General features: G+C 65.1%; 21 protein-coding genes and 2 pseudogenes. 16 read left to right on the forward strand and 7 right to left on the reverse strand.

Features of this window, described 5'->3' with window-relative positions:
- Positions 1–14 precede the first annotated feature (14 nt).
- Together NLM15_RS19185 and NLM15_RS19190 are read left to right on the forward strand one after the other, a co-directional pair.
- Entirely contained in the window at positions 15–548 is a 534-nt protein-coding gene (locus NLM15_RS19185; RefSeq protein WP_254118619.1) for a PaaI family thioesterase, read from the forward strand.
- 64 nt (positions 549–612) lie between these two features.
- Positions 613–1,233, forward strand: a complete 621-nt coding sequence (locus NLM15_RS19190; RefSeq protein WP_254118620.1) for a TetR/AcrR family transcriptional regulator — start codon at positions 613–615, stop codon at positions 1,231–1,233.
- Positions 1,234–1,337: 104 nt separating this feature from the next.
- On the opposite strand, the gene NLM15_RS19195 is transcribed toward NLM15_RS19190, so the two are convergent.
- Positions 1,338–2,252 (reverse strand): LysR family transcriptional regulator, encoded by a 915-nt coding sequence (locus NLM15_RS19195; RefSeq protein WP_254118621.1) that lies wholly within the window; start codon positions 2,250–2,252, stop codon positions 1,338–1,340.
- Between the two features lie 102 nt (positions 2,253–2,354).
- Here NLM15_RS19195 and NLM15_RS19200 point away from each other — a divergent pair, with 102 nt between their 5' ends.
- From NLM15_RS19200 to NLM15_RS19235, 8 genes and pseudogenes are all read left to right on the forward strand, one after another.
- Positions 2,355–3,851: a CoA-acylating methylmalonate-semialdehyde dehydrogenase gene (locus tag NLM15_RS19200; RefSeq protein ID WP_254118622.1), complete on the forward strand. Its 1,497-nt coding sequence runs from the start codon at positions 2,355–2,357 to the stop codon at positions 3,849–3,851.
- Positions 3,852–3,973: 122 nt separating this feature from the next.
- Positions 3,974–5,119 (forward strand): isobutyryl-CoA dehydrogenase, encoded by a 1,146-nt coding sequence (locus NLM15_RS19205; protein ID WP_254118623.1) that lies wholly within the window; start codon positions 3,974–3,976, stop codon positions 5,117–5,119.
- A complete protein-coding gene (locus NLM15_RS19210) occupies positions 5,116–6,183 on the forward strand; it encodes an enoyl-CoA hydratase/isomerase family protein (protein ID WP_254118624.1) in 1,068 nt (355 codons plus the stop codon). Before NLM15_RS19205 ends, NLM15_RS19210 begins: the two co-directional genes overlap by 4 nt.
- Positions 6,184–6,204: 21 nt before the next feature.
- Positions 6,205–7,095: pseudogene (mmsB, locus tag NLM15_RS19215) on the forward strand (3-hydroxyisobutyrate dehydrogenase); the annotation flags it as partial.
- A 127-nt stretch (positions 7,096–7,222) separates the two neighbouring features.
- Positions 7,223–8,938, forward strand: coding sequence for an AMP-binding protein (locus NLM15_RS19220; protein ID WP_254118626.1), 1,716 nt, complete (start codon positions 7,223–7,225; stop codon positions 8,936–8,938).
- Positions 8,939–9,418, forward strand: a complete 480-nt coding sequence (locus tag NLM15_RS19225; protein WP_254118627.1) for a MaoC family dehydratase — start codon at positions 8,939–8,941, stop codon at positions 9,416–9,418.
- A 234-nt stretch (positions 9,419–9,652) separates the two neighbouring features.
- Entirely contained in the window at positions 9,653–10,570 is a 918-nt protein-coding gene (locus NLM15_RS19230; protein WP_254118628.1) for an SDR family NAD(P)-dependent oxidoreductase, read from the forward strand.
- Positions 10,567–11,796 (forward strand): TIGR03862 family flavoprotein, encoded by a 1,230-nt coding sequence (locus NLM15_RS19235; protein ID WP_256565744.1) that lies wholly within the window; start codon positions 10,567–10,569, stop codon positions 11,794–11,796. The genes NLM15_RS19230 and NLM15_RS19235 overlap by 4 nt, the downstream gene beginning before the upstream one ends.
- Positions 11,797–11,897: 101 nt before the next feature.
- Here the strand turns inward: NLM15_RS19235 and NLM15_RS19240 are convergent, their stop codons facing one another.
- Genes NLM15_RS19240 through NLM15_RS19250 form a run of 3 tightly spaced genes read right to left on the reverse strand, consistent with a single transcriptional unit; the run spans position 11,898 to position 15,289 of the window.
- Positions 11,898–12,977, reverse strand: coding sequence for a D-TA family PLP-dependent enzyme (locus tag NLM15_RS19240; protein WP_254118630.1), 1,080 nt, complete (start codon positions 12,975–12,977; stop codon positions 11,898–11,900).
- A gap of 3 nt (positions 12,978–12,980) precedes the next feature.
- Entirely contained in the window at positions 12,981–14,795 is a 1,815-nt protein-coding gene (locus tag NLM15_RS19245) for an ABC-F family ATP-binding cassette domain-containing protein (protein ID WP_254118631.1), read from the reverse strand.
- 2 nt (positions 14,796–14,797) lie between these two features.
- Positions 14,798–15,289, reverse strand: coding sequence for a YaiI/YqxD family protein (locus tag NLM15_RS19250; protein ID WP_254118632.1), 492 nt, complete (start codon positions 15,287–15,289; stop codon positions 14,798–14,800).
- A gap of 106 nt (positions 15,290–15,395) precedes the next feature.
- On the opposite strand from NLM15_RS19250, the gene NLM15_RS19255 reads away from it, so the two are divergent.
- On the forward strand, positions 15,396–16,196 hold the full coding sequence (locus tag NLM15_RS19255) for a hypothetical protein (protein ID WP_254118633.1): 801 nt from the start codon (positions 15,396–15,398) through the stop codon (positions 16,194–16,196).
- 96 nt (positions 16,197–16,292) lie between these two features.
- Positions 16,293–17,639, forward strand: a complete 1,347-nt coding sequence (locus tag NLM15_RS19260) for a DUF5107 domain-containing protein (RefSeq protein ID WP_254118634.1) — start codon at positions 16,293–16,295, stop codon at positions 17,637–17,639.
- Positions 17,640–17,659: 20 nt separating this feature from the next.
- Here NLM15_RS19260 and NLM15_RS19265 read toward each other — a convergent pair whose 3' ends face one another.
- Positions 17,660–20,032 carry a xanthine dehydrogenase family protein molybdopterin-binding subunit gene (locus NLM15_RS19265; protein WP_254118635.1) on the reverse strand — a complete coding sequence of 791 codons (2,373 nt, stop codon included), beginning with the start codon at positions 20,030–20,032 and terminating at the stop codon, positions 17,660–17,662.
- 209 nt (positions 20,033–20,241) lie between these two features.
- Between NLM15_RS19265 and NLM15_RS19270 the strand changes: the two genes are divergently transcribed.
- Together NLM15_RS19270 and NLM15_RS19275 are read left to right on the forward strand one after the other, a co-directional pair.
- Positions 20,242–21,312 carry a Ppx/GppA phosphatase family protein gene (locus NLM15_RS19270; protein WP_254118636.1) on the forward strand — a complete coding sequence of 357 codons (1,071 nt, stop codon included), beginning with the start codon at positions 20,242–20,244 and terminating at the stop codon, positions 21,310–21,312.
- Position 21,313: 1 nt separating this feature from the next.
- Entirely contained in the window at positions 21,314–21,994 is a 681-nt protein-coding gene (locus tag NLM15_RS19275; RefSeq protein ID WP_254118637.1) for an RlmE family RNA methyltransferase, read from the forward strand.
- A 23-nt stretch (positions 21,995–22,017) separates the two neighbouring features.
- Here NLM15_RS19275 and NLM15_RS19280 read toward each other — a convergent pair whose 3' ends face one another.
- Positions 22,018–22,872 carry a TorF family putative porin gene (locus NLM15_RS19280; protein WP_254118638.1) on the reverse strand — a complete coding sequence of 285 codons (855 nt, stop codon included), beginning with the start codon at positions 22,870–22,872 and terminating at the stop codon, positions 22,018–22,020.
- An 83-nt stretch (positions 22,873–22,955) separates the two neighbouring features.
- A complete protein-coding gene (locus NLM15_RS19285; protein ID WP_254118639.1) occupies positions 22,956–23,681 on the reverse strand; it encodes a VIT1/CCC1 transporter family protein in 726 nt (241 codons plus the stop codon).
- Positions 23,682–23,786: 105 nt separating this feature from the next.
- On the opposite strand from NLM15_RS19285, the pseudogene NLM15_RS19290 reads away from it, so the two are divergent.
- Positions 23,787–23,870 (forward strand): annotated as a pseudogene (locus NLM15_RS19290) (rRNA methyltransferase); the annotation flags it as partial.
- Positions 23,871–23,986: 116 nt separating this feature from the next.
- The gene (locus tag NLM15_RS19295) at positions 23,987–25,846 is read left to right on the forward strand and encodes a hypothetical protein (RefSeq protein WP_254118640.1); all 1,860 of its coding nucleotides are present in this window, start codon (positions 23,987–23,989) and stop codon (positions 25,844–25,846) included.
- Positions 25,847–25,938 lie beyond the last annotated feature (92 nt).

The following is a 25,938-nucleotide window of genomic DNA, read 5'->3' on the forward strand; positions in this document are numbered from 1 at the left end:
TCAAAGGGGCGGCCATGACCGACAACGATCAACTCGACCTGTTTTCGCCGGCGCAACGCCGCGAGCGCGTGGTGGACTGGCAAGTACCTGCGCCGGTTGCGAAAGTGGCGATGGGACTTTCAGGCATGGACGCGATGCTGGGCATCCGCGATGGTCGGTTGCCGCCGCCACCATTTGCAAAGCTGATCGGCTTCACCATGGCGGTGGTCGAGCCGGGCCGGATCGTCATGGAACTGGAGCCGCGCGAGGATCTCGAAAATACCATCGGGCTCCTGCACGGGGCGACCGCCGCGGCGTTGATCGATACCGCCATGGGCTGCGCGATTTCGACGCGGCTGGAGGCGGGGCAATCGTCCGTGACGCTCGACCTGAAAATGACGTTCCTGCGGCCGCTGTCGATTCGTTCCGGCCTGATTTCAGCGGAGGGCAAGATCATCAAGCTGGGACGGCAGACCAGCTACACCGAGGGGTTCGTGCGCGACGGCAAGGGCGCGCTCGCAGTCCATGCAACTGCAACCTTTTCAATGATCGGCAATAACTTAGCGTGAATTAATACACCGTCCGGTCCATTTCTGTGTTATGAGATGATCTCCGACATTCAATGGGACCCGTATGCGCTATTCCCGGGAACACAAGCAGGAAACCCACGACCGCATCGTGAAGAAAGCCTCGGTGCGACTGCGCGAAAAGGGGGCCCACGGCATCGGCGTTGCCGACCTCATGAAGGAGGCGGGCCTGACCCATGGCGGCTTCTATGCCCATTTCGACTCGCGCGAGGCGCTGGTGATCGAGGCCTTTGCCTACGCCATGGACCGCTCGATGGAGCATTGGCGCAAGCAATCGGATCAGGTCGCGCCCGAGAAGCAGCTTGGCCAGATCGTCGAGACCTATCTCTCGGCGCTGCACCGGGACAATCCCGGCCATGGCTGCTCGATTCCCGCGCTGGGCGCCGAGATCGCCCGCGAGAGCCCGAAGACGCGCAAGGCGTTCGCCGGCAAGCTCGACGAGATGGTCGAGATGATGGCGGACTTTATCCCAGACGTGCCGCGCAAGGCCGCGCGCAAGCAGGCGATTGCGACGTTGGCCACGATGGCCGGCACCATGCTGCTGGCCCGCATCGCCGGCTCGAGCGAGCTGTCGGACGAGGTGCTGAAGGCGGGCAAGGACAGCGCGCTCGACGGCACCAAACGTGAGCCGAAGGTGACGGCGGCGAAGAAGGCGAAGCAGAGCTAGGCCGAGATGCCGTTGAATGCGTAGGGTGGATTAGCGAAGCGTAATCCACCTCGCTGGTTTCCGTGCAAGCAGAAGCGGTGGGTTACGCCTTCGGCTAACCCACCCTACGAAGTCCGCCCCGCAAACAACGCCCGCTCGCGCTCGACAATCTCCGAGATGTAATCCGCGACAGCCCTGATCCGCGCGAGGTCCTTGCTGTCCGCGTGCATCAGCATCCAGAACGTCCGCGTGATCGAGATTTCCTCGGGCAGCACCGCCACGAGCTGCGGATAATCGCTCGCCATGAAATGCGGCAGCACGGCGATGCCGAAGCCCGCGAGCGTGGCGTTGAGCTGCGCGATCAGATTGGCGCTGCGCAGGCGCGCCGAGATCCGCGGCGACACCTGGGGCAGATAGTCGAGCTCCGGGGTGAACAGCAGCTCCTCGATATAGCCGACGAAGCGATGCTGCGGCAGCACCTCGCGCGACGTGATCTCGGGGAAACGTTCGAGATAGGCCGGCGCCGCATAGAGCCCGAGCCGATAGTCGAGCAGCTTGCGCCCGACGATGCGGCCTTCCTTCGGCATGGTCAGGCTGATGGCGATATCGGCCTCGCGCTTGGAGAGGCTGAACAGCCGCGCGGTGGCCACAAGTTGCAGGTCGAGGTCGGGATAGCGGTCGGCGAACGGCGCCAGCCGCGGCGCCAGGAAGGCGGTGCCGAACCCGTCGGGCGCACCGATCCGGACCGTTCCGGTCAGCCGTGCCACAGAGCCGCCGACCTGCTCCTGGTTGGCGACGATGGTCGATTCCATCGCTTCGGCGCTGTCGGCAACGCGCTGGCCGGCCTCCGTGAGGAGGTAGCCGGTCTTGCGCCGGTCAAACAGCTTGGCCGAAAGGTGCTTCTCCAGCCGGTCCACGCGGCGGATCACCGTGGCATGGTCGACCCCGAGCTGTTTTGCCGCAGCCGACACCGAGCCGCCCCGAACGATGGCCAGCACGAAGCGGAAGTCGTCCCAATCGATGTGACCTTGATCCAGCATTTTCGCACATCTATGGTGCATTATCTCAGACTTGAATCCCAATAAATGCAGGTCGATAGGATTTGTCAAAGCGTTCAAGCTCGGCCTCAAGGAGATCATTCCATGCGTTCAGTCGGACATTTCATCGGTGGCAAGGAAGTGAAGGGCACGTCGGGCCGGACGGCGGACGTCTTCGAGCCGATGACCGGTGACGTCCAGGCCAAGGTCGCACTGGCGTCCAAGGCCGAGGTCCGGGCCGCCGTCGAGAACGCCCGTGCCGCCCAGCCGGAATGGGCCGCGACCAACCCGCAGCGCCGCGCCCGCGTGATGATGAAGTTCGTCGAGCTGGTGCAGCGTGACTACGACAAGCTCGCCGAGCTGCTCGCCCGCGAGCACGGCAAGACCGTGCCCGACGCCAAGGGCGACATTCAGCGCGGCCTCGAAGTCGCGGAGTTCGCCTGCGGCATCCCGCATCTGATGAAGGGCGAGTACACCGAAGGCGCCGGCCCCGGCATCGACATCTATTCCATGCGCCAGGCGCTCGGCGTCGTCGCCGGCATCACGCCGTTCAACTTCCCGGCGATGATCCCGATGTGGAAGTTCGCCCCCGCCATCGCCTGCGGCAATGCCTTCATTCTGAAGCCGTCCGAGCGCGACCCCGGCGTGCCGATGCTGCTCGCCGAACTCATGATCGAGGCGGGTCTGCCGGCCGGTATCCTCAACGTCGTCAACGGCGACAAGGAAGCGGTCGACGCCATCCTCGACGATCCCGATATCAAGGCCGTGGGCTTCGTCGGCTCCACGCCGATCGCGCAGTACATCTATGAGCGCGCGGCACAGACCGGCAAGCGCTGCCAGTGTTTCGGCGGCGCCAAGAACCACGCCATCATCATGCCCGACGCGGACATGGACCAGGCCGTCGACGCGCTGATCGGTGCCGGCTACGGCTCGGCCGGCGAGCGCTGCATGGCCGTCTCCGTCGCCGTCCCCGTCGGCAAGTCCACCGCCGACCGGCTGATGGAAAAGCTGATCCCGCGCGTCGAGAGCCTCAAGATCGGCACCTCGATCGATCCGTCGGCCGATTACGGTCCGCTGGTCACGCGCGAGGCGGTCGAGAAGGTCAAGAGCTACATCGACATCGGCATCAAGGAAGGCGCGACGCTCGCCGTCGACGGCCGCGGCTTCAAGATGCAGGGTTACGAGAACGGCTTCTATCTCGGCGGTTCGCTGTTCGACAACGTCACCAAGGACATGCGGATCTACAAGGAAGAGATCTTTGGCCCGGTGCTCTCGGTCGTGCGTGCGCACGACTACAAGGAGGCGCTGGCGCTGCCGTCCGACCATGACTACGGCAACGGCGTTGCCATCTTCACCCGCGACGGCGACGCCGCGCGCGACTTCGCGGCCAAGGTCAATGTCGGCATGGTCGGCGTCAACGTGCCGATCCCGGTGCCGATCGCCTATTACACCTTCGGCGGCTGGAAGAAGTCGGGCTTCGGCGATCTCAACCAGCACGGCCCGGACTCGGTCCGCTTCTACACCAAGACCAAGACGGTGACCTCGCGCTGGCCGTCCGGCGTCAAGGAAGGTGCGGAGTTCTCGATCCCGCTGATGAAGTAATCCTCTCGGTCGTCATTGCGAGGAGCTCTTGCGACGAAGCAATCCAGACTATCTCCGCGGAGGGATGCTGGATTGCTTCGCTGCGCTCGCAATGACGATGGAGTGAAAGGGTAGGCGGCAGCATGCAGTTCGCTCTGAACGAGGATCAGGTCGCGGTTCGCGACATGGCGTTGGCGTTTGCGGCGGAAAAGATCGCGCCGCACGCGTTGCGCTGGGACGAGGAAAAGCATTTCCCCGTCGACGTGATGCGCGAAGCCGCGAAGCTCGGCATGGGCGGCATCTACATCCGCGAGGATGTCGGCGGCTCCGCCATGACGCGGTTCGACGCGGCGCTGATCTTCGAAGCGCTGGCGACGGGCTGCCCGACGACTTCGGCCTTCATCTCCATCCACAACATGGCGAGCTGGATGATCGATGCCTATGGCAGCGACACCCAGCGCCACACATGGCTGCCAAAGCTCTGCACCATGGAGCTGATCGCGAGCTACTGCCTGACCGAGCCGGGTGCCGGCTCCGACGCGGCGGCCCTGCGCACCCGCGCCGTGCGCGACGGCGATCATTACGTGCTCAACGGCCAGAAGCAGTTCATCTCGGGCGCCGGCGGCACTGACCTTCTTGTCGCGATGGTGCGCACCGGTGGCGATGGCCCGGGCGGCATCTCGACCCTCGTCATCGACGGCAAGACGCCGGGCGTCTCGTTCGGTGCCAATGAACGCAAGATGGGCTGGAACGCGCAGCCGACCCGGGCCGTGATCTTCGAGAACGCCCGCGTGCCGGTCGCCAACCGCCTCGGCGAGGAGGGCGTCGGCTTCAAGATCGCGATGGCCGGCCTCGACGGCGGCCGTCTCAACATCACGGCGTGCTCGCTCGGCGGCGCACAGACCGCGCTCGACAAGGCGCGTTCCTACATGAAGGAACGCAAGGCGTTTGGAAAACGTCTCGACGAATTCCAGGCGCTGCAATTCCGCCTTGCCGACATGGCGATCGAGCTGGAGGCCGCGCGCACCTTCCTGTGGCGTGCCGCCGCCGCGCTGGACCGCAAGGATCCTGACGCCACGATGCTGTGCGCGATGGCAAAACGCTTCGGCACCGATGTCGGTTTCGAGGTCGCCAACCATGCGCTGCAGCTCCATGGCGGCTACGGCTACCTCAGCGAATACGGCATCGAGAAGATCGTGCGCGATTTGCGCGTGCACCAGATCCTCGAAGGCACCAATGAAATCATGCGGCTCATCGTGGCGCGCAAATTGATCGAGGGCGCGCGATGAGTTCAGTGGAAGAGGGCGATCTCATCGTCCGCCGCGAGGGCGCGGCGGGCGTGATCCGCCTCAACCGTCCCAAGGCGATCAATGCCATGACGCTGGAGATGTCCATCGGCATAGACGCGGCGCTCGATAAGTTCGAGAGCGATCCGGAAGTGGCCGTCATCATCCTGGAAGGCTCCGGCGAACGCGGGCTTTGCGCTGGCGGCGATATCCGCGGCCTCTGGGAGAGCTCGCGCGAAGGCGGTGATCTCGGCGCGCGGTTCTGGCGCCAGGAGTACATCATGAATGCGCGGATCGCGAAGTACCCGAAGCCGTACGTCGCATTCATGGATGGTCTCGTGATGGGGGGCGGCGTGGGGCTATCAGGCCATGCAAGCCATCGTGTCGTGACGGATCGCACCAAGCTGGCGATGCCCGAGGTCGGGCTGGGTTTTTTCCCTGATGTTGGCGGCACCTGGCTGCTGTCGCGCTCGCCCGGCGAGATCGGCACTTACTTTGGCCTGACCGGCCAGACCATGAACGGCCCCGATGCGATCTACGCGAAATTCGCGGACGCCGTGGTACCGGCGGCCAAATGGCCCGAGCTGCGCGAGGCGCTGACCAAGGTTCGTCCGGACGTGACTGCGGCCGAGGTCAGCAAGCTCATCAACGGTTTTGCGACTGGCGAGACCGCGGGGCCGGTCGCCGCAAAAGAGCCGGTTATCGACGCGCTGTTCGGCTTCGAGCGCATGGAAGACATTTTTGCCGCGCTCAAGCGCGACGGCTCCGAGTTCGCGCTGGCGACGTTGAAGACGCTCAACGAGAAATCGCCGCGCGGCATGGTGGTGACGCTGAAGCTGCTGCGGCTGGCGCGCACGGCTTCGAGCCTGGAAGAGTGTCTGGTGCGCGAATATCGCGCCGCGCTGGAAGTCTTCCGCAGCGACGATTTCCGCGAGGGCGTGCGTGCGGCCGTGATCGACAAGGACCGCAATCCGACCTGGTCGCCGCCACGCATCGAGGATGTCACGCCGGAGATGCTTGCGCCGTATCTCGCCGGGATCGGTACTGATGAGCTGAAGTTCAACTAACAACGCCAAGCGGAGGAAACGAAGATGGCCACGATCGCATTCATCGGTCTCGGCAACATGGGCGGCCCGATGGCCGCCAACCTGGTCAGGGCCGGCCACAAGGTCGTCGCCTTCGACCTCGTCGAAGCCTCGCGCGCGCAAGCCAAGGCGGACGGCGCCGGCATTGCCGACAGCGCGCCCGCCGCGGTGAAGGGCGCCGATGTCGTCGTCACGATGCTCCCCGCAGGCAAGCATGTGCTGGGCGTCTGGAGCGAGGTCGTGCCCGCCATGGCCAAGGGCGCGCTGATCATCGACTCCTCCACCATCGACGTCGAGAGCGCGCGGCAGGCCCACGCGCTCGCAGCCAAGAACGGCATTCTCTCGGTTGACGCGCCGGTCTCCGGTGGCACCGGCGGCGCCAAGGGTGCGACGCTCACCTTCATGTGCGGCGGCGAGGAGAACGCGTTCGCGGCGGCCAAGCCCGTGCTGGAGAAGATGGGCAAGAAGATCGTCCATTGCGGCGGCGCCGGCGCAGGGCAGGCGGCCAAGATCTGCAACAACATGATCCTCGGCATTTCCATGATCGCGGTGAGCGAGGCGTTTGCGCTTGGCGAGAAGCTTGGCCTCTCGCACCAGGCGCTGTTCGACGTCGCCTCGACCTCATCGGGCCAGTGCTGGTCTCTGACGACCTATTGCCCGGTTCCGGGCCCGGTTCCGACCTCGCCGGCCAACAACGAGTACAAGCCGGGTTTTGCCTCGGCGCTGATGGTGAAGGATCTGACCCTGGCGCAGGACGCTGCCAAGGCCGCTGGCGCGGCGACGCCGCTCGGCAAGCATGCGCAGGAGATCTATCAGTCTTTCGACGCAGCCGGGCAGGGCGGGGTGGATTTTTCCGGAATTATCAAGCACGTTCGCGGCCTCGCTGGAAAATAGCGAGGCTTCGTAGCCCGGATGGAGCGAAGCGAAATCCGGGACAGCTTCGTCGAAGGGCGTAGCCGGCCCGGATTGTGCTTCGCTCCATCCGGGCTACGCTCGAAGGTCAATTCGACGGGCTCTGACCATGACGACATTTCAGGACGCGCGCGCGTTTCTGCTTCATCACCGCACGGACTACGAAGCCGCGGTCAAAGGTTTCCGCTGGCCCGATCCGGTTCCCTTCAACTGGGCGCTCGACTGGTTCGACGAGCTCGCGAAGGATGCCGAAGCCAAGGACCGGCCGGCGCTCTGGATCGTCGATGCCGCGCAGGACCGGCAGACCAGGCTTTCGTTCGGCGCGCTGTCGCGCCGCTCCAACCAGGTCGCGAACTTCCTCCGCGCTCAGGGCCTGAAGCGCGGCGACCATCTCCTGTTGCTGCTTGGCAATGTGGTTCCGCTGTGGGAGACGATGCTGGCTGCGATGAAGCTCGGCGTCGTCGTGATTCCCGCGACCACGCTGCTCACGGCCGAGGAATTGCGCGACCGGCTCGATCGCGGCAAGGCGAAGGCGGTGGTGGCCGCCGAGGACCAGGTCGCGAAATTCGCAACCCTCCGGGCCGGAAATATCGTCCGCATCGTCGTCGGCGCAGCCTCCGATGGCTGGCTTGCCTATGACGAGGCGGCGAAGGCGCCTGAGAGTTTTGCGGCCGACGGCCCGACCAACGCCGACGACCCGATGCTGCTCTATTTCACCTCGGGCACGACGGCTAAACCAAAACTGGTGCGGCACAGCCAGCGCAGCTATCCCGTCGGCCACCTCTCGACCATGTACTGGATCGGGCTGAAGCCCGGCGACGTCCATCTCAACATCTCTTCGCCCGGCTGGGCCAAGCACGCCTGGAGCTGCTTCTTCGCGCCGTGGAATGCCGGCGCGACCGTGTTCGTCGTCAACCAGCCGCGCTTCGATGCCAAGGGCCTGCTTGCCACCATCGGCCGCTGCGGCGTCACCACGCTGTGCGCGCCGCCGACGGTGTGGCGGCTGTTCATTCAGGAGAACCTTGCGTCGTTCAAGGTGGCCTTGCGCGAGGTCTGCGGCGCTGGCGAGCCGCTCAATCCTGAAGTGATCGACCAGGTGCAGGCCGCCTGGGGCCTCACTATCCGCGACGGCTACGGCCAGACCGAAACCACCGCGCTCGCCGGCAACTCGCCGGGACAAAAGATCAAGGTCGGCTCGATGGGCCGCCCGCTGCCGGGCTATCGCGTGCAGGTCAGCGATGCCGACGGCCAACCGGCGAAGGAAGGCGAGGTGGCGCTGGTGCTGGGCACGGAGCGTCCCGCCGGCCTGATGCAGGGCTATCAGGGCGACGACGGCAAGCTGTCGGGCGCGGAAGGCGAGCTCTATCGCAGCGGCGACGTCGTGTTCGAGGACGAGGACGGCTATCTCACCTTCGTCGGCCGCTCCGACGACGTCTTCAAGTCCTCCGACTATCGCATCAGCCCGTTCGAGCTGGAGAGCGTGCTGCTGGAGCACGAGCTCGTCGCCGAGGCCGCCGTGGTGCCGAGCCCCGATCCGATCCGGCTCGCGATCCCCAAGGCCTTCGTGCTGCTGACTTCGGGCGCGGAGCGCTCGCCGGCGACGGCGCTGTCGATTTTCCAGCATCTGCACACGCGCCTTGCGCCGTTCAAGCGCATCCGCCGCCTTGAAATCGTCACCGAACTGCCGAAGACGATCTCTGGAAAAATCCGCCGGGTGCAGCTACGCAGGCTCGAACGCGACGATGATCGCAACGATCCGCTGCGCGGCCGGGAATTCCGTGAGGAGGATTTTCCGGAGCTGCCGAAAACACGGAGTGAGACCTAAGTGAACGAAGTCTGGAAGAAGCCGCCGATTTCCCTGGAAGCCTATCAGGCCATGGTCGGCAAGGAGATCGGCGTGTCGTCGTGGCACCTGGTCGATCAGCCCCGCATCGACACCTATGCCGACGTGATCGAGGATCACCAGTTCATCCACGTCGATCCCGAGCGCGCCAAGAAAGAGACCGCGTTCGGCACCACCATCGCGCACGGTTTTCTCACGATGTCGCTGCTGTCGATCATGTCCTACGAGGTGATGCCGGTGATCGCGGGTACCACGATGGGCGTCAATTACGGTTTCGACAAGCTGCGCTTCATCTCGCCGGTCCGCTCGGGCAAGCGCGTCCGGGGCCGTTTCGTGCTGGCGGAAGCCAAGCTGCGCAAGCCCAACGAATTGCAGTCCCGCACCAACGTCACCGTGGAGATCGAAGGCGAGGACAAGCCCGCGCTGGTCGCGGAGTGGCTGGGCCTGATCTATTTCGCCTGAACAGGGCCGTCATGGCCGGGCTTGACCCGGCCGTTCAGCACTGCTCAAAAGCTGTCCAAATCTCGCGCGGAGCCTTCTCACCCTCTCCCCCTGTGGGAGAGGGTGGCTTCGCGGAGCGAAGCCGGGTGAGGGGTCTCTCTCCGCGGACTCGCTCGCAGAGACAACCCCTCATCCGGCGCTTCGCGCCACCTTCTCCCACAATGGGAGCAGGAAGAAGAAGCAGGAATTTCACTCATGGCAATCAGGTTCGACGGACGCGTCGCCATCGTCACCGGCGCGGGTAATGGCCTCGGACGCGCGCACGCGCTGGGGCTGGCCAGCCGCGGCGCAAAGGTCGTCGTCAACGATTTCGGTGGCGCGCGTGACGGCAGCGGCGGCTCGCTGTCGCCAGCCGAAGCCGTGGTCGAGGAGATCCGCAAGGCGGGCGGCACCGCGATGGCCGACGGCGCCGACGTTTCGAATTTCGAGCAGGTCACCGCCATGGTCGAGCGCGCCACCAAGGAATGGGGCAGCGTCGATCTGATGTGTGCCAATGCCGGCATTTTGCGCGACAAGTCGTTCGGCAAGATGGAGGCCGCCGATTTCCAGAAGGTGCTCGACGTGCATCTCGTCGGCACCTTCTATTGCTGCAAGGCGGCCTGGGCCGGCATGCGCGATCGCAATTACGGTCGCATCGTGCTGACCACGTCGTCCTCCGGCCTCTACGGCAATTTCGGCCAGGCCAATTACGGCGCGGCGAAATCCGGCATGGTCGGTCTGATGAACGTGCTGGCCGAGGAGGGCCGCAAGAACAACATCCGCGTCAACATCATCTCGCCGACGGCGGCGACCCGCATGACCGAAGAGCTGCTGCCGCCGCAGGCGCTGCAGCTGATGAAGCCGAACGCGATCACGCCCGCGGTCGAGTACATGCTGAGCGAGGACGCGCCGACCCGCACCATCATGGGCGCCGGTGCAGGATCGTTTGCCGTGATCAAGATCCTGGAGAGCGAAGGCATCAACCTGCCGGAAGCTGAGTGGACGCCGGACGCGGTTGCTGCACATTTCGAAGAGATCAGCGACATGTCGAAGGCCAAGGCGCTGCAAGGCGCGTTCGAGCAGACGCAGAAATACGTGGCCCAGGCCGCGGCACGGGCGGGGATCAAGCTCTGACAGCCGTCGCCGTCATCGGCGCCGGTCCCGCCGGGCTGATGGCGGCGGAGGTGCTGGCGCAGGGCGGTGCCCGCGTCACCGTGTATGACGCCATGCCGTCCGCGGGCCGAAAGTTCCTGATGGCCGGCCGCGGCGGTCTCAACCTCACCCACAGCGAGCCGCTGCCGCAATTCATGGCGCGCTATCGCGAGGCGGCACCGAAGCTGCAGGCGGCGATCGAGGCCTTTTCGCCGGACGGCTTGCGGGCCTGGAGCGAGGCCCTTGGCGAGCCGACCTTCGTCGGCACCAGCGGGCGGGTGTTTCCAAAGGCATTCAAGGCCTCGCCCTTGTTGCGCGCCTGGCTGCGCCGGCTCGATGCCGCCGGGGTGCGCTTTGCCTTCCGTCATCGCTGGACCGGCTGGGACGGCGAGGGGCGGCTTCAGTTTCAAACGCCAGATGGCGCGCGGGCCATCGCGGCCGGCGCGACGGTGCTCGCACTTGGCGGCGCAAGCTGGCCGCGGCTCGGCTCGGATGGCGCGTGGGTCGATTATCTCGCCGCAAGGGGCGTTGCCATCTCAAAGCTCCGGCCGGCCAATTCCGGCTTCACGGTCGCATGGTCCGATGTGTTCCGCGATCGGTTCGAGGGCCAGCCGCTCAAGGGCGTGGCGCTGACGGTCGGCGCGCACACGGTGCGCGGCGAGGCGATGATTACCCGAAGCGGCATCGAAGGCGGCGCGATCTATGCGCTGTCGGCGGAGCTGCGCGAGGCGGTGCTGGGGATCGGGCAGGCGCGACTTTCGATCGCGTTGCGGCCCGACCTCGATGCCGCCGCGCTGACCACGCGCCTGTCGGGCACGCGCGGCAAGCAATCGCTGGCGAATTTTCTGCGCAAGGCGGCGCAATTGTCGCCGGTCGGCATCGGCCTGATGCAGGAAGCGGCCATTGCATCCGGCCGCACACTGGCGGCGCTTTCGCCGGCAGAGCTCGCCCAGCTGGTGAACGCCATTCCGGTTCAGCTCACCGGCGTCGCCCCGATCGATCGCGCCATCTCGACCGCCGGCGGGATTGCCTTCGACGAGCTCGACGCCGACTTCATGATCCGCAAATTGCCCGGCGTGTTCGCCGCCGGCGAGATGCTGGACTGGGAGGCGCCGACCGGCGGCTACCTGCTGCAGGCGTCGTTTGCGACGGGGGCTGCCGCGGGGCGGGGTGTATTGGCGTGGCTCGCCCAATCGCTGAAATCGTAGGGTGGGCAAAGGCGCGAAGCGCCGTGCCCACGATCTTTCGGAATTACGACGAGAAGTCGTGGGCACGCTTCGCTTTGCCCACCCTACGGCAGTGAGCTCGCCTACCTCAACTTCCCGCGTGCCGCGACCGGCAGCGTGCCGATGATCTCCTCGCCGCGCACCATCACCACCTCGTCCATCATGTTGACGACGACGCAGACGTGGTTGGGCACGATCCGCACCACGTCGCCGACGTTGGGCCGCGTGTTGCTGCGGGAGAGGTCGAGAAAACCGTGTTCCTCGGCGAATTTGGCGATCTTGGCTTCGGGATGTTCCAGGATCAGGCCGTGGCCGTCGAGCCCGCCGGTGTCGGTCGTCAGCGTCTTCGAGCCTGCATCGAGGATGCCGCGCTCGGGCGCGGCGCGGCTCACCACCGTCGAATAGATGTGGAGCGCGCAGTCGTCCCAGGTGGCGGAGCCGGCCGCGACCTGCATGCGGTCGTTGTAGATATAGGTGCCGAAGCGATGCTCGGTGCCGCCCTTGAGCTTGCCGAGATTCTTCAGGTTCGGCGTGCCGCCGGTCGAGACGATCTTTGCATCGAGCCCGTGCGCGCGTACGCCGGCCAGCGCTTCATCGTAGAATTTTTGTGCATCCGCCCAGCCGGTTTCGGTCGGGTACATCATGAAGCCCGCGAATTCGAGCCCCTTGGATCCGGCGATCTCACGCGCCAGCGCAATCGCTTCGGCCGGCGTCTCGACGCCCGCGCGCTTGCGCCCGGTGTCGCATTCGACGACGACCGAGAGCGGACGGCCGGACGCCGCGGCGGCCTTGGGCAGACCGGCGACGACGGTGGAATTGTCGGCGGCCACCGTCATGTTGGCCTTCGCCTGGAGCGCGCCGAGACGCGCCATCTTCTCTTCGCCCAGGAGATTGTAGCTGATGAGGATGTCGTCGATGCCGGCATTGGCCATGATCTCGGCTTCGCCGAGCTTCTGGCAGGTGATGCCCTTGGCGCCCGCCGCGACCTGCATCTTGGCGATGGTCGGGTTCTTGTGCGTCTTGATGTGCGGACGGTTGGCGACGCCGGCATCGTCGCAGGCCTGCTGTATGCGCGCGATGTTGCGTTCGACCTTGTCCATGTCGATGACGGCGCAGGGCGTGCCGTACTCACGGGCGATCTTTGCGGCGAGGGTGGTTGTCATGGGTTATGCCTGTTCAATTTCTTCGCGGAGCATTTCAAGTTCGAGCCAGCGCTCTTCGGACGCGGACAGTTCCTCGTGCGCCTTGGCGATGGCAGCGGACGTGTCGTCGAATGTCTTGCGGTCCTTGGCGTAGAGGTTGGGATCGTCGAGCACGCGTTGCAGCTTGGCGATATCGGCATGCAACGTTTCCATCTTCTTCGGCAGCGTTTCTAGCGCGTGCTTCTCGTTGAAGCTCAGCTTTCGCTTGGAAGCGGACGCGGGCGCCGCGGCGCGCTCCTCTTTCTTCTCCGCCGGGGCGGCTTGCGTCTTCGCCGTCTCACGCTTCAGGTCGGCACCGCGCTGGGTCAGCATGTCGCTGTAGCCGCCGGCATATTCGGTCCATTTGCCGTTGCCCTCGGGCGCGATCACCGAGGTGACGATACGATCGAGGAAGTCGCGGTCATGGCTGATCAGGATGACCGTACCCTCGTAATCGCCGAGCATGTCCTCGAGCACGTCGAGCGTTTCGAGGTCGAGATCGTTGGTCGGCTCGTCCAGCACGAGGAGGTTCGAGGGCTTTGCCAGCGCGCGCGCCAGCATCAGCCGGCCGCGCTCGCCGCCCGAGAGCACTTCCACCGGCGTGCCGCGCTGCTCCTGCGCGAATAGGAAGTCCTTCATGTAGCCGACGACATGCTTCGGCTTGCCGCCGACCATGATCTGGTCGCCGCGACCGCCGGTTAGCGCTTCGGCCAACGTTGATTTGGGATCGAGGCTTTCGCGGTGCTGATCGAGGGTCGCTATCTCCAGATTGGCCCCCAGCCGCACAATGCCGGAATCGGGCTGTGCGCCGCCGGTGAGCAGATTGACCAGTGTGGTCTTGCCGGCGCCGTTCGGGCCGACGATGCCGAGCCGGTCGCCGCGCTGGATGCGGGTGGAGAAACTGTCGACGATCATCCGCTCGCCAAAGGCCTTGGTGACGCCCTTGGCCTCGATCACCAGCTTGCCGGATTGCTCCGCTTCGGCGGCGGCGAGACTGGCGGTCCCGGCCGTGCCGCGATAATTGCGCCGCTGGTCGCGCAGTGCATGCAGATTGCCGAGCCGCTTGACGTTGCGCTTGCGGCGGCCGGAGACGCCGTGGCGCAGCCAGTGCTCCTCGTCGACGATCTTGCGGTCGAGCTTGTGCTGGTCGCGCTCTTCTTCCGCGAGCACTTCGTCGCGCCAGGTCTCGAACGAGGCAAAACCGCGGTCGATCTGCTTGATCTTGCCGCGGTCGAGCCATGCGGTCGAGCGCGAGAGATTGGTCAGGAAGCGGCGGTCGTGGCTGATGATCACCAGCGCGCTGCGCCTGGAGTCGAGCTCCTTTTCCAGCCATTCAATGGTGGAGAGATCGAGATGGTTGGTCGGCTCGTCCAGCAGCAAAATGTCGGGCGAGGGCGCCAGCACCCGTGCCAGCGCGGCACGGCGGGCCTCGCCGCCGGAGACGTTGGCCGGGTTTTCGCTGCCGGTGAGCCCGAGCTGCTCCACCAGATAGCGCGCCTGGTAAGGATCGTCGCCCGGCGCCAGTCCAGCTTCGACGTAGGCGAGCGTGGTCTTGTGGTCGCCGAAATCCGGCTCCTGCGGCAGATAGCGGACGGTCGCGCCGGGCTGCACGAAGCGCGTGCCGCCGTCGGGCTCGACGAGGCCGGCCGCGATCTTCAGCAGCGTCGACTTGCCGGAGCCGTTGCGGCCGATCAGGCAGACGCGCTCGGATGGCGCAACGTTGAGCTCGACGCCTGACAGCAGCGGCGTGCCGCCAAAGGTCAGCTTGATGTCTTTCAGTTGGATCAGCGGCGGCGCCATGGTCAGCCTTGGTTTGTTGCGGGCTGATCTGCGCGGCGGCGCTGGATCCGGCGCAGCGTCTGGTCGAGCGCCGAGAGGAAGGCCGAGCGGTCGCGCGGGGCGAACGATCGCGGGCCGCCGGTGACCTCGCCGGCCGAGCGCAGATCCGTCATCAGGTTGCGCACCGCCAGCGTCATCCCGATCGACTCCTCGGTGAACGGCTTGCCGTTCGGCGCGATCACGTCGGCGCCGGCTTTGACGCAGCGGCTCGCCAGCGGAATGTCGGAGGTCACGACCACGTCGCCGGGCCGGGCGCGCTCGGCGATCCAGTCGTCGGCGGCGTCCATGCCGCTGCCTGCGGCGATGCGCTCGATCATCGGGTCCTGCGGCACGCGGATGAAATTGCCGGCGACCACGCTCACGGGCACGCCGTGCCGGAGCGCGACGCGGTAGATCTCGTCCTTCACCGGACAGGCGTCGGCGTCGACATAGATGCGGGTGGGGGTGTCAGTCATTCGCCGCGTGGTACCCCATTCGGGCCGCAAAGGCGAGGGGATTGACCCTGGTTCCTCAGGGCCTACGATCGACCCGAAACAACAAGAATTTGGGGAAAGCCAAGCCATGCCGAACCGGCTCGAAACCTGGCGCGTCGAGGCCTACAACACCGCAAAACAATCCGAAAACAAGATGCATGACGACACGGTGGCGCGCCGCTTCGGCTTCTCCGGCGGGCTGGTCCCGGGCGTCGACGTCTTCGCCTACATGATGCACGTGCCGGTGGCGCGCTGGGGCCGCGATTTCCTGTCGCGCGGGCTGGTCGAGGCCCGCTTCATCAAGCCGGTCTATGACGGCGAGACGGCCGATATCGACGCGACCGAGCACAACGGCCTGCTGACGATCGAGGTGTTCAGCCGGACCGAGCTCTGCGCCACCGGGACGGCTGTGCTGCCGACGGCCACGCCGGCGGTGTCATTGAGCGACTATGTCGAGGTGCCTGCGGTCGCCGAGCGCAAGCCGGTCAGCCCCGCGACGTTCGAAATGGGCAAATGGCTCGGCACCACGCCCCGCCGCTGGGCCGGCCAGGACGCCACCGACTATCTCGCCGATGTCAGGGAGACCGATCCGATCTTCGCGCGCGAAGGGCTCGGCCATCCCGGCCTGATCCAGCGCGTCATGAACCGCGTGCTGGTGGACAACACGATTTTGGGCCCGTGGATTCACGTCGGCAGCCGCATGCAGCTGCTCTCCGCCGCGCGCGTCGGCGACGAGATCACCGCGCGGGCGAAGGTCACCGCGAATTACGAGAAGAAGGGCCACCGCTTCGTCGAGCTCGACGCACTGGTCGTCGCCAACGGCACGACGCCATTGGCGCATTGCCAGCACACCGCAATCTACCAGCCGCGCGAGCAGGCGGCGGCCTGAATGCCAGTTCAGGCTTCCTTGCGCGCCCTCGTTTGCTTCGGAATAGCCGTCCTTTTGTCGCTCCATGCGCCTTGCGTCGTGCATGCCGCTTCGCCAGTGCCCGACAGCGTGTCGCTCAGCGAGCAGACGACGACATGGAGCACCGTCAAGTTCATCACCGATGCGGAGAATGGCCTTGTCAGCGGATCGCTCGACAAGAGCACGATCGTCGAGCGCCGTTTCAGGTCCTACGTACTCGAGAACCGATACCTGAAAGTGACGCTCGTGCCCGAATTCGGGGGGCGCATCCTCTCCATGATCTACAAGCCGACCGGCCACGAGCAGCTTTATCGAACGGAGGTCGGGGTGCCCTACGGGATGAAGGCCGGAAATTTCTACTACGACTGGCTGATGGTGTACGGCGGAATCTTCCCAACGTTCCCGGATGCCGAGCACGGCAAGACGTGGCTGAAGCCGTGGGCTTTCCGGGTGGTGAAGCAGGTCGCCGACGAAGTCACGGTCGTGATGTCGTTCCGGGATGACTTCGACTATTCCGCGCGACCCGGCAAGTTCAGGGCCGCGACCGGCATCGAGGCGAGCTACTACGTCACGCTGAAGGCCGATCGTGCCGCACTCGATACCCGCGTGGTGCTGAAGAATCCGAACGACAAGGCCGTTCCATACGAGTACTGGACCTGCACGACGCTCGCTCCGGGATCGGAGCCGAACCATCCGAGGGCAACCGGCGGCGCCGAGATCATCGCGCCGATCCGGACCTACACCACGCCTGCCTGGTCGGCCAATCTGGCAGACGGTGACGAGAGCGCGGGGATGGGCAGGCGGCGCTTCGAAAACCTGCGCTACTTCAAGAACTGGCCAACGATGGGCATCGCCTATGCCGCACCGGATATGCAGGGCGGGAATTTCTGGGGCGTCATCAACCATGACAACGCAGAAGGAATCATCCGTGTCGCGGACAATAGCCTCACGCGGGGCTTGAAAATGTGGACGTGGGGGTTTGCCTCGTTCACCGCCGAAACTGACGCCCGGAAGGATCCGAACGAGTGGCGTCCGTATGTCGAATTGTGGGCGGGCGTGTCAGACCAGTTTTTCCACGATGCAGACTTTCCCGCACGCGGTGAGGTGTCGATTCCGGAAACCTACAGCCCGACCGTCGGCATGAGCAACGTGACGCATGCGAATGAGAAGATCCTGGTCAATCTCTCGGCCGAGGCGCCTCGCGCCATGCTCGAATTCTTCAGCACTGAGCCGGCCATCCCGTTGCTTGTCACGTTGAAACAGGGCGACACGGCCCTGTTCAGCGGGGTCGTGAGCGCTGATCCGAACCACGGAAATCGCATTTCGACGGCGCTTGCCGACGGCGGCGGCGGAGACAAGATACGGCTGACGATCACGACCACGGATGGACAAGAGCTGATCGCCGCGGAGACGGCGATCAGGTAATCTCGTTCGAAACGGTACTCCTACGCCGCCTTGCCCTTTGCGTCCTGGATCGCGCGCCAGACCTTTTCCGGGGTCAGCGGCATGTCGATGTGCTTGATGCCGTAGTCGGAGAGGGCGTCGACCACCGCGTTCACCACCGTCGACAGGCTGCCGGCGCAGCCGGCTTCGCCGCAGCCCTTGCTGCCGAGCGGATTGGTCGTGGCGGGCACCGGGTGATCGCCGACCGTCATGTTCGGCACGTCCTCCGCGCGCGGCAGCGCGTAGTCCATCAGCGAGCCCGTGATCGGCTGGCCGCTCTCGTCGTAGCGGATGTGCTCCATCAGCGCCTGACCGATGCCCTGGACGACGCCGCCATGGAGCTGACCCGCGACCAGCAGCGGGTTGATCACCGTGCCGAAATCGTTGACGGCGCTGTAGCGCACGATCTGCACCACGCCGGTATCAGGATCGATCTCGACCTCGGCGACGTGGCAGCCGTTCGGGAACGCCGAGGGCACCGGCTCGCTGGTATGGTCGACGTCGAGGCTGTCAGGCACGCCGTCCGGCACCTTGCCGTCATGCAGGCGCTTGGCGAGCTCCATGATGTCGATGCTGCGGTCGGTGCCGGCGATCGTAAAGCTGCCGTCGGCGAACTCGATGTCGGCCTCGGAGGCCTCCAGCATGTGCGCGGCGGCGCGCTTGCCTTTCTCGATGACGAGCTTGGCGGCGCCCACGATCGCCATGCCGCTCGCGGTGATCGAGCGCGAACCGCCGGTGCCGTTGCCGGTGTGGACGATGTCGCTATCACCCTGCACCAGCTTGACGCTCTCGAAGGGGACGCCGAGCTGCTCGCACAGCACCTGCGCGAACGGCGTGGCATGGCCCTGGCCGTAATCGAGCGTGCCGGTGATGAGCTGCACGGAGCCGTCAGCGTCGAACACGATCTTGCCGAGCTCGGGGCTCGGCGGCGCGGTGACCTCGAGATACGAGCCGACGGCGATGCCGCGCAGCTTGCCGGCCTTCTTGCTCTCCTTCTTGCGCTTGGCGAAGTTCTCGTGGTCGGAGATGTCGAGCGCCTTGTTGAAGACAGCCTGGAAGTCGCCGCTGTCATAGGTGACGCCGGATGAGGCGGCGAACGGCATCTGGTTCTGCTTGATGAAGTTGCGCTTGCGCATCGTCAGCCGGTTGATGCCCATCTCGTCGGCGGCGCGGTCGATCAGGCGTTCCATGTAGTAATTCGCCTCGGGCCGGCCGGCGCCGCGATAGGCACCCATGAGCGTGGTGTTGGTGAGCACCGTCTTGATGTCGACCGCCATCAGCGGCGTGCGGTAGACGCTTGAAAAATTCTTGCCGGTGTTGAGCGACAGCGGCCCCGGCGCAACGCCGGTGATGTAGGCGCCGAGATTGCCGTAGCCGGACAGCTTCGCCGCGAGGAAGTGCCCTTCGGCATCGAGCGCCAGCTCGGCATGGATTTTCTGCGCACGGCCGTGGCTGTCGGAGAGGAAGGCGGTCGAGCGCTCGTCGAGCCACTTCACCGGGCGCCCCAGTTCCCTGGCCGCGTACAGGATGCACATGTATTCGGGATAGTTGACGTTCTTCATGCCGAAGGAGCCGCCGACATTGGCGGTGAGGATACGCACCTTCTCGTTCGGCACTTTCAGGTTCTTGGCGAGGTTGGCGCGGTTGCCCGCAACGCCCTGCGTCGGCATCTGGATCGTGTAGCGCTCGGTCTTCTTGTCGTAGGAGGCGAGCCCGACGCGCGGCTCCATCGAGACCACGGCGACGCGGGTATTCTCTATGTCGACCTTGGTCACATGGGCGGCGCTGGCGAAGGCCGCGTTCACCTTGTCCATGTCGCCATAATGGTAGTCGAGCGCGACGTTGTTCGGGATGTGGTCGTAAAGCTGCGGCGCGCCGGGCTTGGTGGCGTCCTCGGGATCGGTCACCGCCGGCAGCGGTTCGATGTCGAGCTCCACCGCTTCGGCCGCATCGCGCGCCTGTGCCAGCGTCTCCGCGACCACGAAGGCCACGGGATCGCCGACGAAGCGGACCTTGTCGGTTGCGAGCGGCTGGCGGTTGGTCTGGAGCAGGGGCGAGCCGTCGCGGTTCTTCAGCGGCAGGCCGCAGGTGAAGGGGCCGTAGCCGGCGGCATCGAGGTCCTTGCCCGTCCACACCCCCAGCACGCCCGGCATCGCCCTGGCGGCATCGGTGCCGACGCCGCGGATGATGCCATGGGCATGGGTGGAGCGGACGACCACGGCGTGGGCCTGGCCCGGCAGGTTGAAATCATCGGTGTAGCGGCCCTTGCCGCGTACCAGCGTGTCGTCTTCCTTGCGGCGGACCGGTTGCCCGACGCCATATTTTTGCAGTGCAATAGCGTTTTCGAGCGTGGAGGATTTGGTGTGTTCTTGCATGGAAATGACCTGAAAAGCCGGCATTTGCGCATTTTCGCGGCAGCGGGGGACCGGACCCCATTGAGATAACCCACCACCCCGTTCACGACAACGCACGAATGGGCATGGTCCCATGTGATGCGTTGTTGCGCATACCCGCCGCGCTGCTAATGTTTCAGGCGAAAAATCAATTCCAGACCGGCCCGACCGGCCGCGGAAAGACAGTTTGTATGAATGACCACACGCGGCTCCGCGACGGCCATGTGCCGCACGGTGAGCTGGAGGGGTCGATGGCGGCGGTGGCGTTGGCCCCCGAACCGGCCGTCCCCGCGCAAGCGGGAACCGGCGTCTACGCGGCGCTGGACCTCGGCACCAACAATTGCAGGCTGCTGATCGCCTGTCCGACCCACGACGGCTTTCGCGTGGTCGATTCCTTCTCGCGCATCATCCGGCTCGGTGAGGGCGTCTCGGCGACGGGCTGCATCAGCGAGGCCGCGATCGAGCGCGCCATCGCGGCGCTGGGCATCTGCCGCGACAAGATCAATTTGCGCAAAGCCAAGCGCCTGCGGCTGATCGCGACCGAAGCCTGCCGCGCGGCCTCGAACGCCGAAGGTTTCCGCAGCCGCGTCGCGGCCGAGACCGGCATCGAGCTCGAGGTGATCAACCGCGAGACCGAGGCCGCGCTCGCCGTGCTCGGCTGCTCGCCGCTGGTGGACCCCAGGGGCAGGGGCGCGATCCTGTTCGACATTGGCGGCGGCTCGACCGAGCTGGTGCGGATCGAGCGCGATCCCGCGAATCCGGAGCCGCGCATCAAGGCCTGGATGTCGATCCCGCTTGGCGTCGTGACGCTGGCCGAGCAGTTCGGCGGTCGCGACGTCACGCCGGAGATCTATGCCGCCATGGAGCAGGAGGTCGCCAACCACGTCGCGCCGTTCGCCGAGGAACATGGCCGCGATCTCGCCGACATGCATTTGCTCGGCACCTCCGGCACCGTAACGACGCTCGCCGGCATCCATCTCAACCTCGCGCGCTACGACCGCCGCCGCATCGACAGCATCTGGATGAACGATTCCGACATCACCGCAACCATCGGCAAGCTGCTCGGCATGAGCTACGAGGAGCGCGCCGGCAACAGCTGCATCAGCGTCGAGCGCGCCGATCTGGTGCTCGCCGGCTGCGCCATCCTCGATGCTATCCGCCGCGCCTTTCCGCTGCCGCGCCTGCGCGTCGCCGACCGCGGCCTGCGCGAGGGCATGCTGGTCGAGATGATGCGCGAAGACGGCGCGCTCAGGAGCTGGTGAGATGGCGAAAGACACCACCGGCCGCTTGCACGTCCAGGTCAAGACCGGCGGCAAGCGCAAGCTCTCGTCCAAGCTGTGGCTCGAGCGGCAGCTCAACGATCCCTACGTCGCCAAGGCCAAGGCGGCGGGCTATCGCTCGCGCGCGGCATTCAAGCTGCTCGAGATCGACGACAAGCACCGGTTTCTGAAGCCCGGTATGGCCGTGATCGACCTCGGCGCCGCGCCCGGCGGCTGGAGTCAGATCGCCGCCAAGCGCGTCGGCTCCACGGAAGGCAAGGGCAAGGTCGTCGCCATCGACCTGCTCGAGATGCCGGAGATTCCCGGCGTCGATTTTGCGCAGCTCGATTTCATGGACAATGACGCGCCGGACAAGCTGACGGCGATGCTCGGGGGCGGCGCCGATGTCGTGATGTCGGACATGGCCGCGAACACCACGGGCCACCGCAAGACCGACCAGCTCCGTATCGTCGGCCTGGTCGAAACGGCGGCCGCGTTCGCCTGCGACGTGCTCAAGCCCGGCGGTACGTTTCTCGCCAAGACGTTCCAGAGCGGCGCCGACGCTGATCTGCTCGCCCAGCTCAAGCGCGATTTCGCCACGGTGCGTCACGTCAAGCCCGCGGCGAGCCGGCAGGACTCGTCGGAGCGCTACGTGCTGGCGACGGGGTTTCGGGGCGACCGTTAGGATTTGACGGTCATTCCCTTTGCCTAATTGAACGCAAACCAGACCTTGGCAACGAAGGTCGCGCCGCACCAGTTCGAGACCAGGCCGTCCGGGTTGGTGATCGGATTGGCGCGGCCGCCCGGCCGCGCATTTGGATCGCCTGTAAAGACGAAGCAGTTTTCCTTCGACAGATTGGTGTCGTAGTAGCGCAGATCGAGGTTGAGCGCCTTGTGAGTGAACGTCACGCCCGCCTGCCAGTTGAGATAGGAAGGCAGCGGGAAGCCGCCGAGTTGCGAGCTCTGGTTGCCAAACCAGGAATAGCCGGCGGCGGTGGTGAATGACACGGTCAGGTTCTGCAGCAGAAGCCGCTCCGGCACGTCGAAGCCGACTCCGGCCGCCACATATTGGCTCCAGGCACCGGTGTTCGAGACATTCGGAGAATAGGCGTAACCGCCGGCGACGCGGACCTGATCGCCGATGCGTCGGTCGCCTCGGATAACCATCTCCCAATAATTGATGCCGTTGGTCTCGCCAGGAAGTCTTTCACCGGGATAAGCGAAATAGGTCGCCCCAAGATCAAAATCGATCGTTGCAATCTGCTTTCTCATGCCGGCGGCAAAGGTGAGTTCGGCGGCCGGTTGGGTCGGCAGCTTGACGGTGGCGACCGTTGTGCCGGCGTAGAGCGGGCCCCATCTCGTCTCGAAGGCGGCGCCGGCTGCGGGTCCATGATCGGACAGCGTGGTCCCGCGATAGATGTAGTCGGATGCAAGCCCCGCGCGAGCGCTGAATTCGAGCTCGTCGGCAGGTGTTGCGTGGGTGGTGTCGGCCGCCGACCAACCGCGGTTGCCGAGGCCGAGCGCGCCGGCCGGGGATTGGGCCTGCGCCAAACCGCCCGTCATGGGTGCAAGCCACAATCCGGCCAGCGCGGCAAATAAGGCGCCGCTTGCACCCCGAAACGATGTTTCGTGTCGCCGCAAGTCGATCATCCTCCCAGAGCGACCGCGATGCCAACCAGCGTACTACCGACAGCCACCATCGCAAGTCCCGCCACCGAAGGCCGCAGCCCGCTACGAACCCCGAACACGTAGCCGCAACAGAACAGCATCCTGATGGCGACGGCGTAGGAGACGCGCAGCGCCAGTCTTGCATCGGTCAGGAGCAGGAACGGGATGACCACCGGGAAGGTCGACAGGAAGCTCAGCAGGCAAAGGCCGAGCGCTCCGATCCAGTCGCGCTTCGTCAGCCCTGGACCGGGAGCCGGCTCAGGCAATTGTTGCAACCGTTGCCGCATCAATTCCAATTGCTCTACGGGCAGCATGGCCGACAATTCCGGCGGCAGCGCGTCGGCAATGACGCGGCGCGCGGCTTCGGGATTCGGCGCCTTCCGTATTGCGCGGAGGGTCAGAACCTTGTCTCCCCGGTCATTAATGCGCGCCAGCAGATAAAGACCGCCGTCAACGATGCCCCAGGCGAGATTGCAGCCGAGTGCGCCGATCAGCATTGTTTGAACATTGATATTGGTCCCGCTCGCGACACCAAGCGAGCAGATGAAGGTGAGGGCCATGATCAGCCCGAACAAAGTCTCCGAGATCCGTTCCATCGGATCAAGTATGCCCCCGAACGGAGTATCCGGTCCCAATAAAGCCATGGCTTGGTCTTCGATCACCGTTTGCTGACGATCTTGGCTGCGCACGCGAGGCGAATGCATCGTCTCGGCTCCTGAGCCAAGCCCGACCTACGTCCGAGCAGGTGTCATCGAGGCTCATGTCCGGCTTTCGCTCTTTGAGTTATGTCAAAGCGCCTGGGCATGACCACGGTGCGTCACGTCAAGCCGGCAGCGAGCAGGCCGGATTCGTCCGAGCGCTACGTGCTGGCGACGGGATTTCGCGGGCAATGAATTGCACGCCACGTCGCGCATGCTGCCGGCTTCGCGCGAAGATAACATAACATTCACACTGACAACATCTTGAGATGTTAATTGCTGCATCCGCAATTCCAGCGGGTGGAGTCAACATGCAGTGCCTTCCTGATCGTCGACGTTTCCTTGCGCGCCGTCTTCTTCTCACCTCGGCCTCGTTCCTGATGTCCGTCTCGCTGAGCCTCGGCTCGGCGACGACGTCCCGTGCGGAGACGTCGATCGTGGTCGGCACGCAGACGCCTTACAATGTCGGCCTCAGCGGCAGCGACGATCTCGGCGACCTCAAGAAGATCTACCAGAGCGCGAACAGCCCGTCCGAACAGGCCTTCGACCAGTTCAACCAGATCATCACCGATACGGGGATGAAGCGGACACGCCTGCTGCTCAGCGATATCTATTGCGACGTCGATCAGACCGGGAACGTGTTCGGGTACACGCAGGACGGCGTCTTCCATCCGGGCGACTGCCAGCCTCTGGGCTGGCATCTTCAGTGGGCCCTGGATCGCGGGCTCTCGCCCCACGTCGCCGTCGCGGCCTTCATGCCGCCGCGCCTCGTGCAATACGGGCCCGGCGAGAGTTGGGATCCGAACGGGCCGGCTCCGGCACTCTTCAGGAAATACGCGGAAGCTCTCGTGCGCTACATCGCGAAGAAGTCGTTCGACGGTGGGGCGTCATCGGTCATCTTCGAGGTCAGCAACGAGACCGACATCGCCGATTCCGCCCCTGAGAACTGGAGCAGCACAAATCCAGCCGCCTATACGCTCAAGCCGTTGGGGTCTTGGGGCCGCTGGCTGTGGTGGATGGACCCGGCCAAGTATGTCCTCAACCAGTGGCCCCCGCTACAGAGCCACGTGATGTCCAATGCCGACGATCCGACCTTGTCGTACCCCTACCAGCTCGATGCGCGCCGTCTGCCCAGGCAGCTCCTGCCGGTCCAGAAGGTCTTCTCGCAGGCGATCGACACCATCAGGGCCGAACTCGCCGGCAACCCCAGCTATAGCGGCAAGACGCTTGAAATGTCCGGGCCGGCCCTGGTCGGACTGAGCTTTCTCTATTATCCGGCGGAGCATCTCCCAACCCTGGAGGAAGTGTTCCTCGACCAGACCTTCAATCCGCTGGCGGACACCTACGGTGCAAAATTCAACGCACGTCTCGATCGCTTCTCGTTCCATTATTACGGCTCGACCGACGGCACCGGCGGATTCGCGTTCTTCGACAATCTGGTCGACAAGGTCAGGGGCAAGCTGGCGAGCCTGAAGGCAGGCAACGCGAGCATGCCCGACGTGAAGCTGTTCCTGTCGGAATGGGGCCCGACGGCCTATGAGGAGACCGACGTCAATTACTCGCACAAGGGAGCAGCCTGGACGGCGGCCTTCCTGTCCGAAGCGGTGAAAAAGAAGATCTCGATGGGGTCGTACCTCATCATCGGCGACGGCCAGGGGGATCCGCGCATCACACCCTTCCTCGGGCAGGCGAGCCTGCTGCACAAGGTGCCGCACGGCGACAACCCGGCCGACTACTACCCGAAGCCGGTCGCGAACCTCTTCAAGATGTACAACAAGATGTCCGGCCAGCGCGTGCAGGCCGCTCTCACCGGCGGATCCGACTCCCACCTCAATGCGTTCGCGACATGGGATGGCAGCAACGCCACCGCCAACATCATGCTGTACAATTACGATGCGACACGCGTCTTCGGCTCCAACACATCGACCGAGGTCCCGGAGGCGTTTTCGCTCGCTGTCGACAATCTGCCCTTCAGCAACGGGCCGGTGACGGTGGAGCGCTATCTGATCGATGCGAACAACAGCAATCTGGCCCGCTTCCTGGTCGATTCGAGCCGTTCGCCCGATCTGCAGAAGACCACGTTGACCGGAACGGTCACGGGCGGGAAGCTCACGCTGTCTGACAGTCTGGGGCTGGGTGTCTCGCTCTATCGTGTCCTGCCGCCGCATTAGTCGAGACGTTGGTCGCGGGCATCCGGGGTAGCCTCTCGCCTTCGAGGGGGCCTTGTGACGCGCGCGTCCCGTTTTGCACTAGCGCTGCTGTG

The organism is Bradyrhizobium sp. CCGB20 (assembly GCF_024199855.1).
Lineage (GTDB): Bacteria > Pseudomonadota > Alphaproteobacteria > Rhizobiales > Xanthobacteraceae > Bradyrhizobium.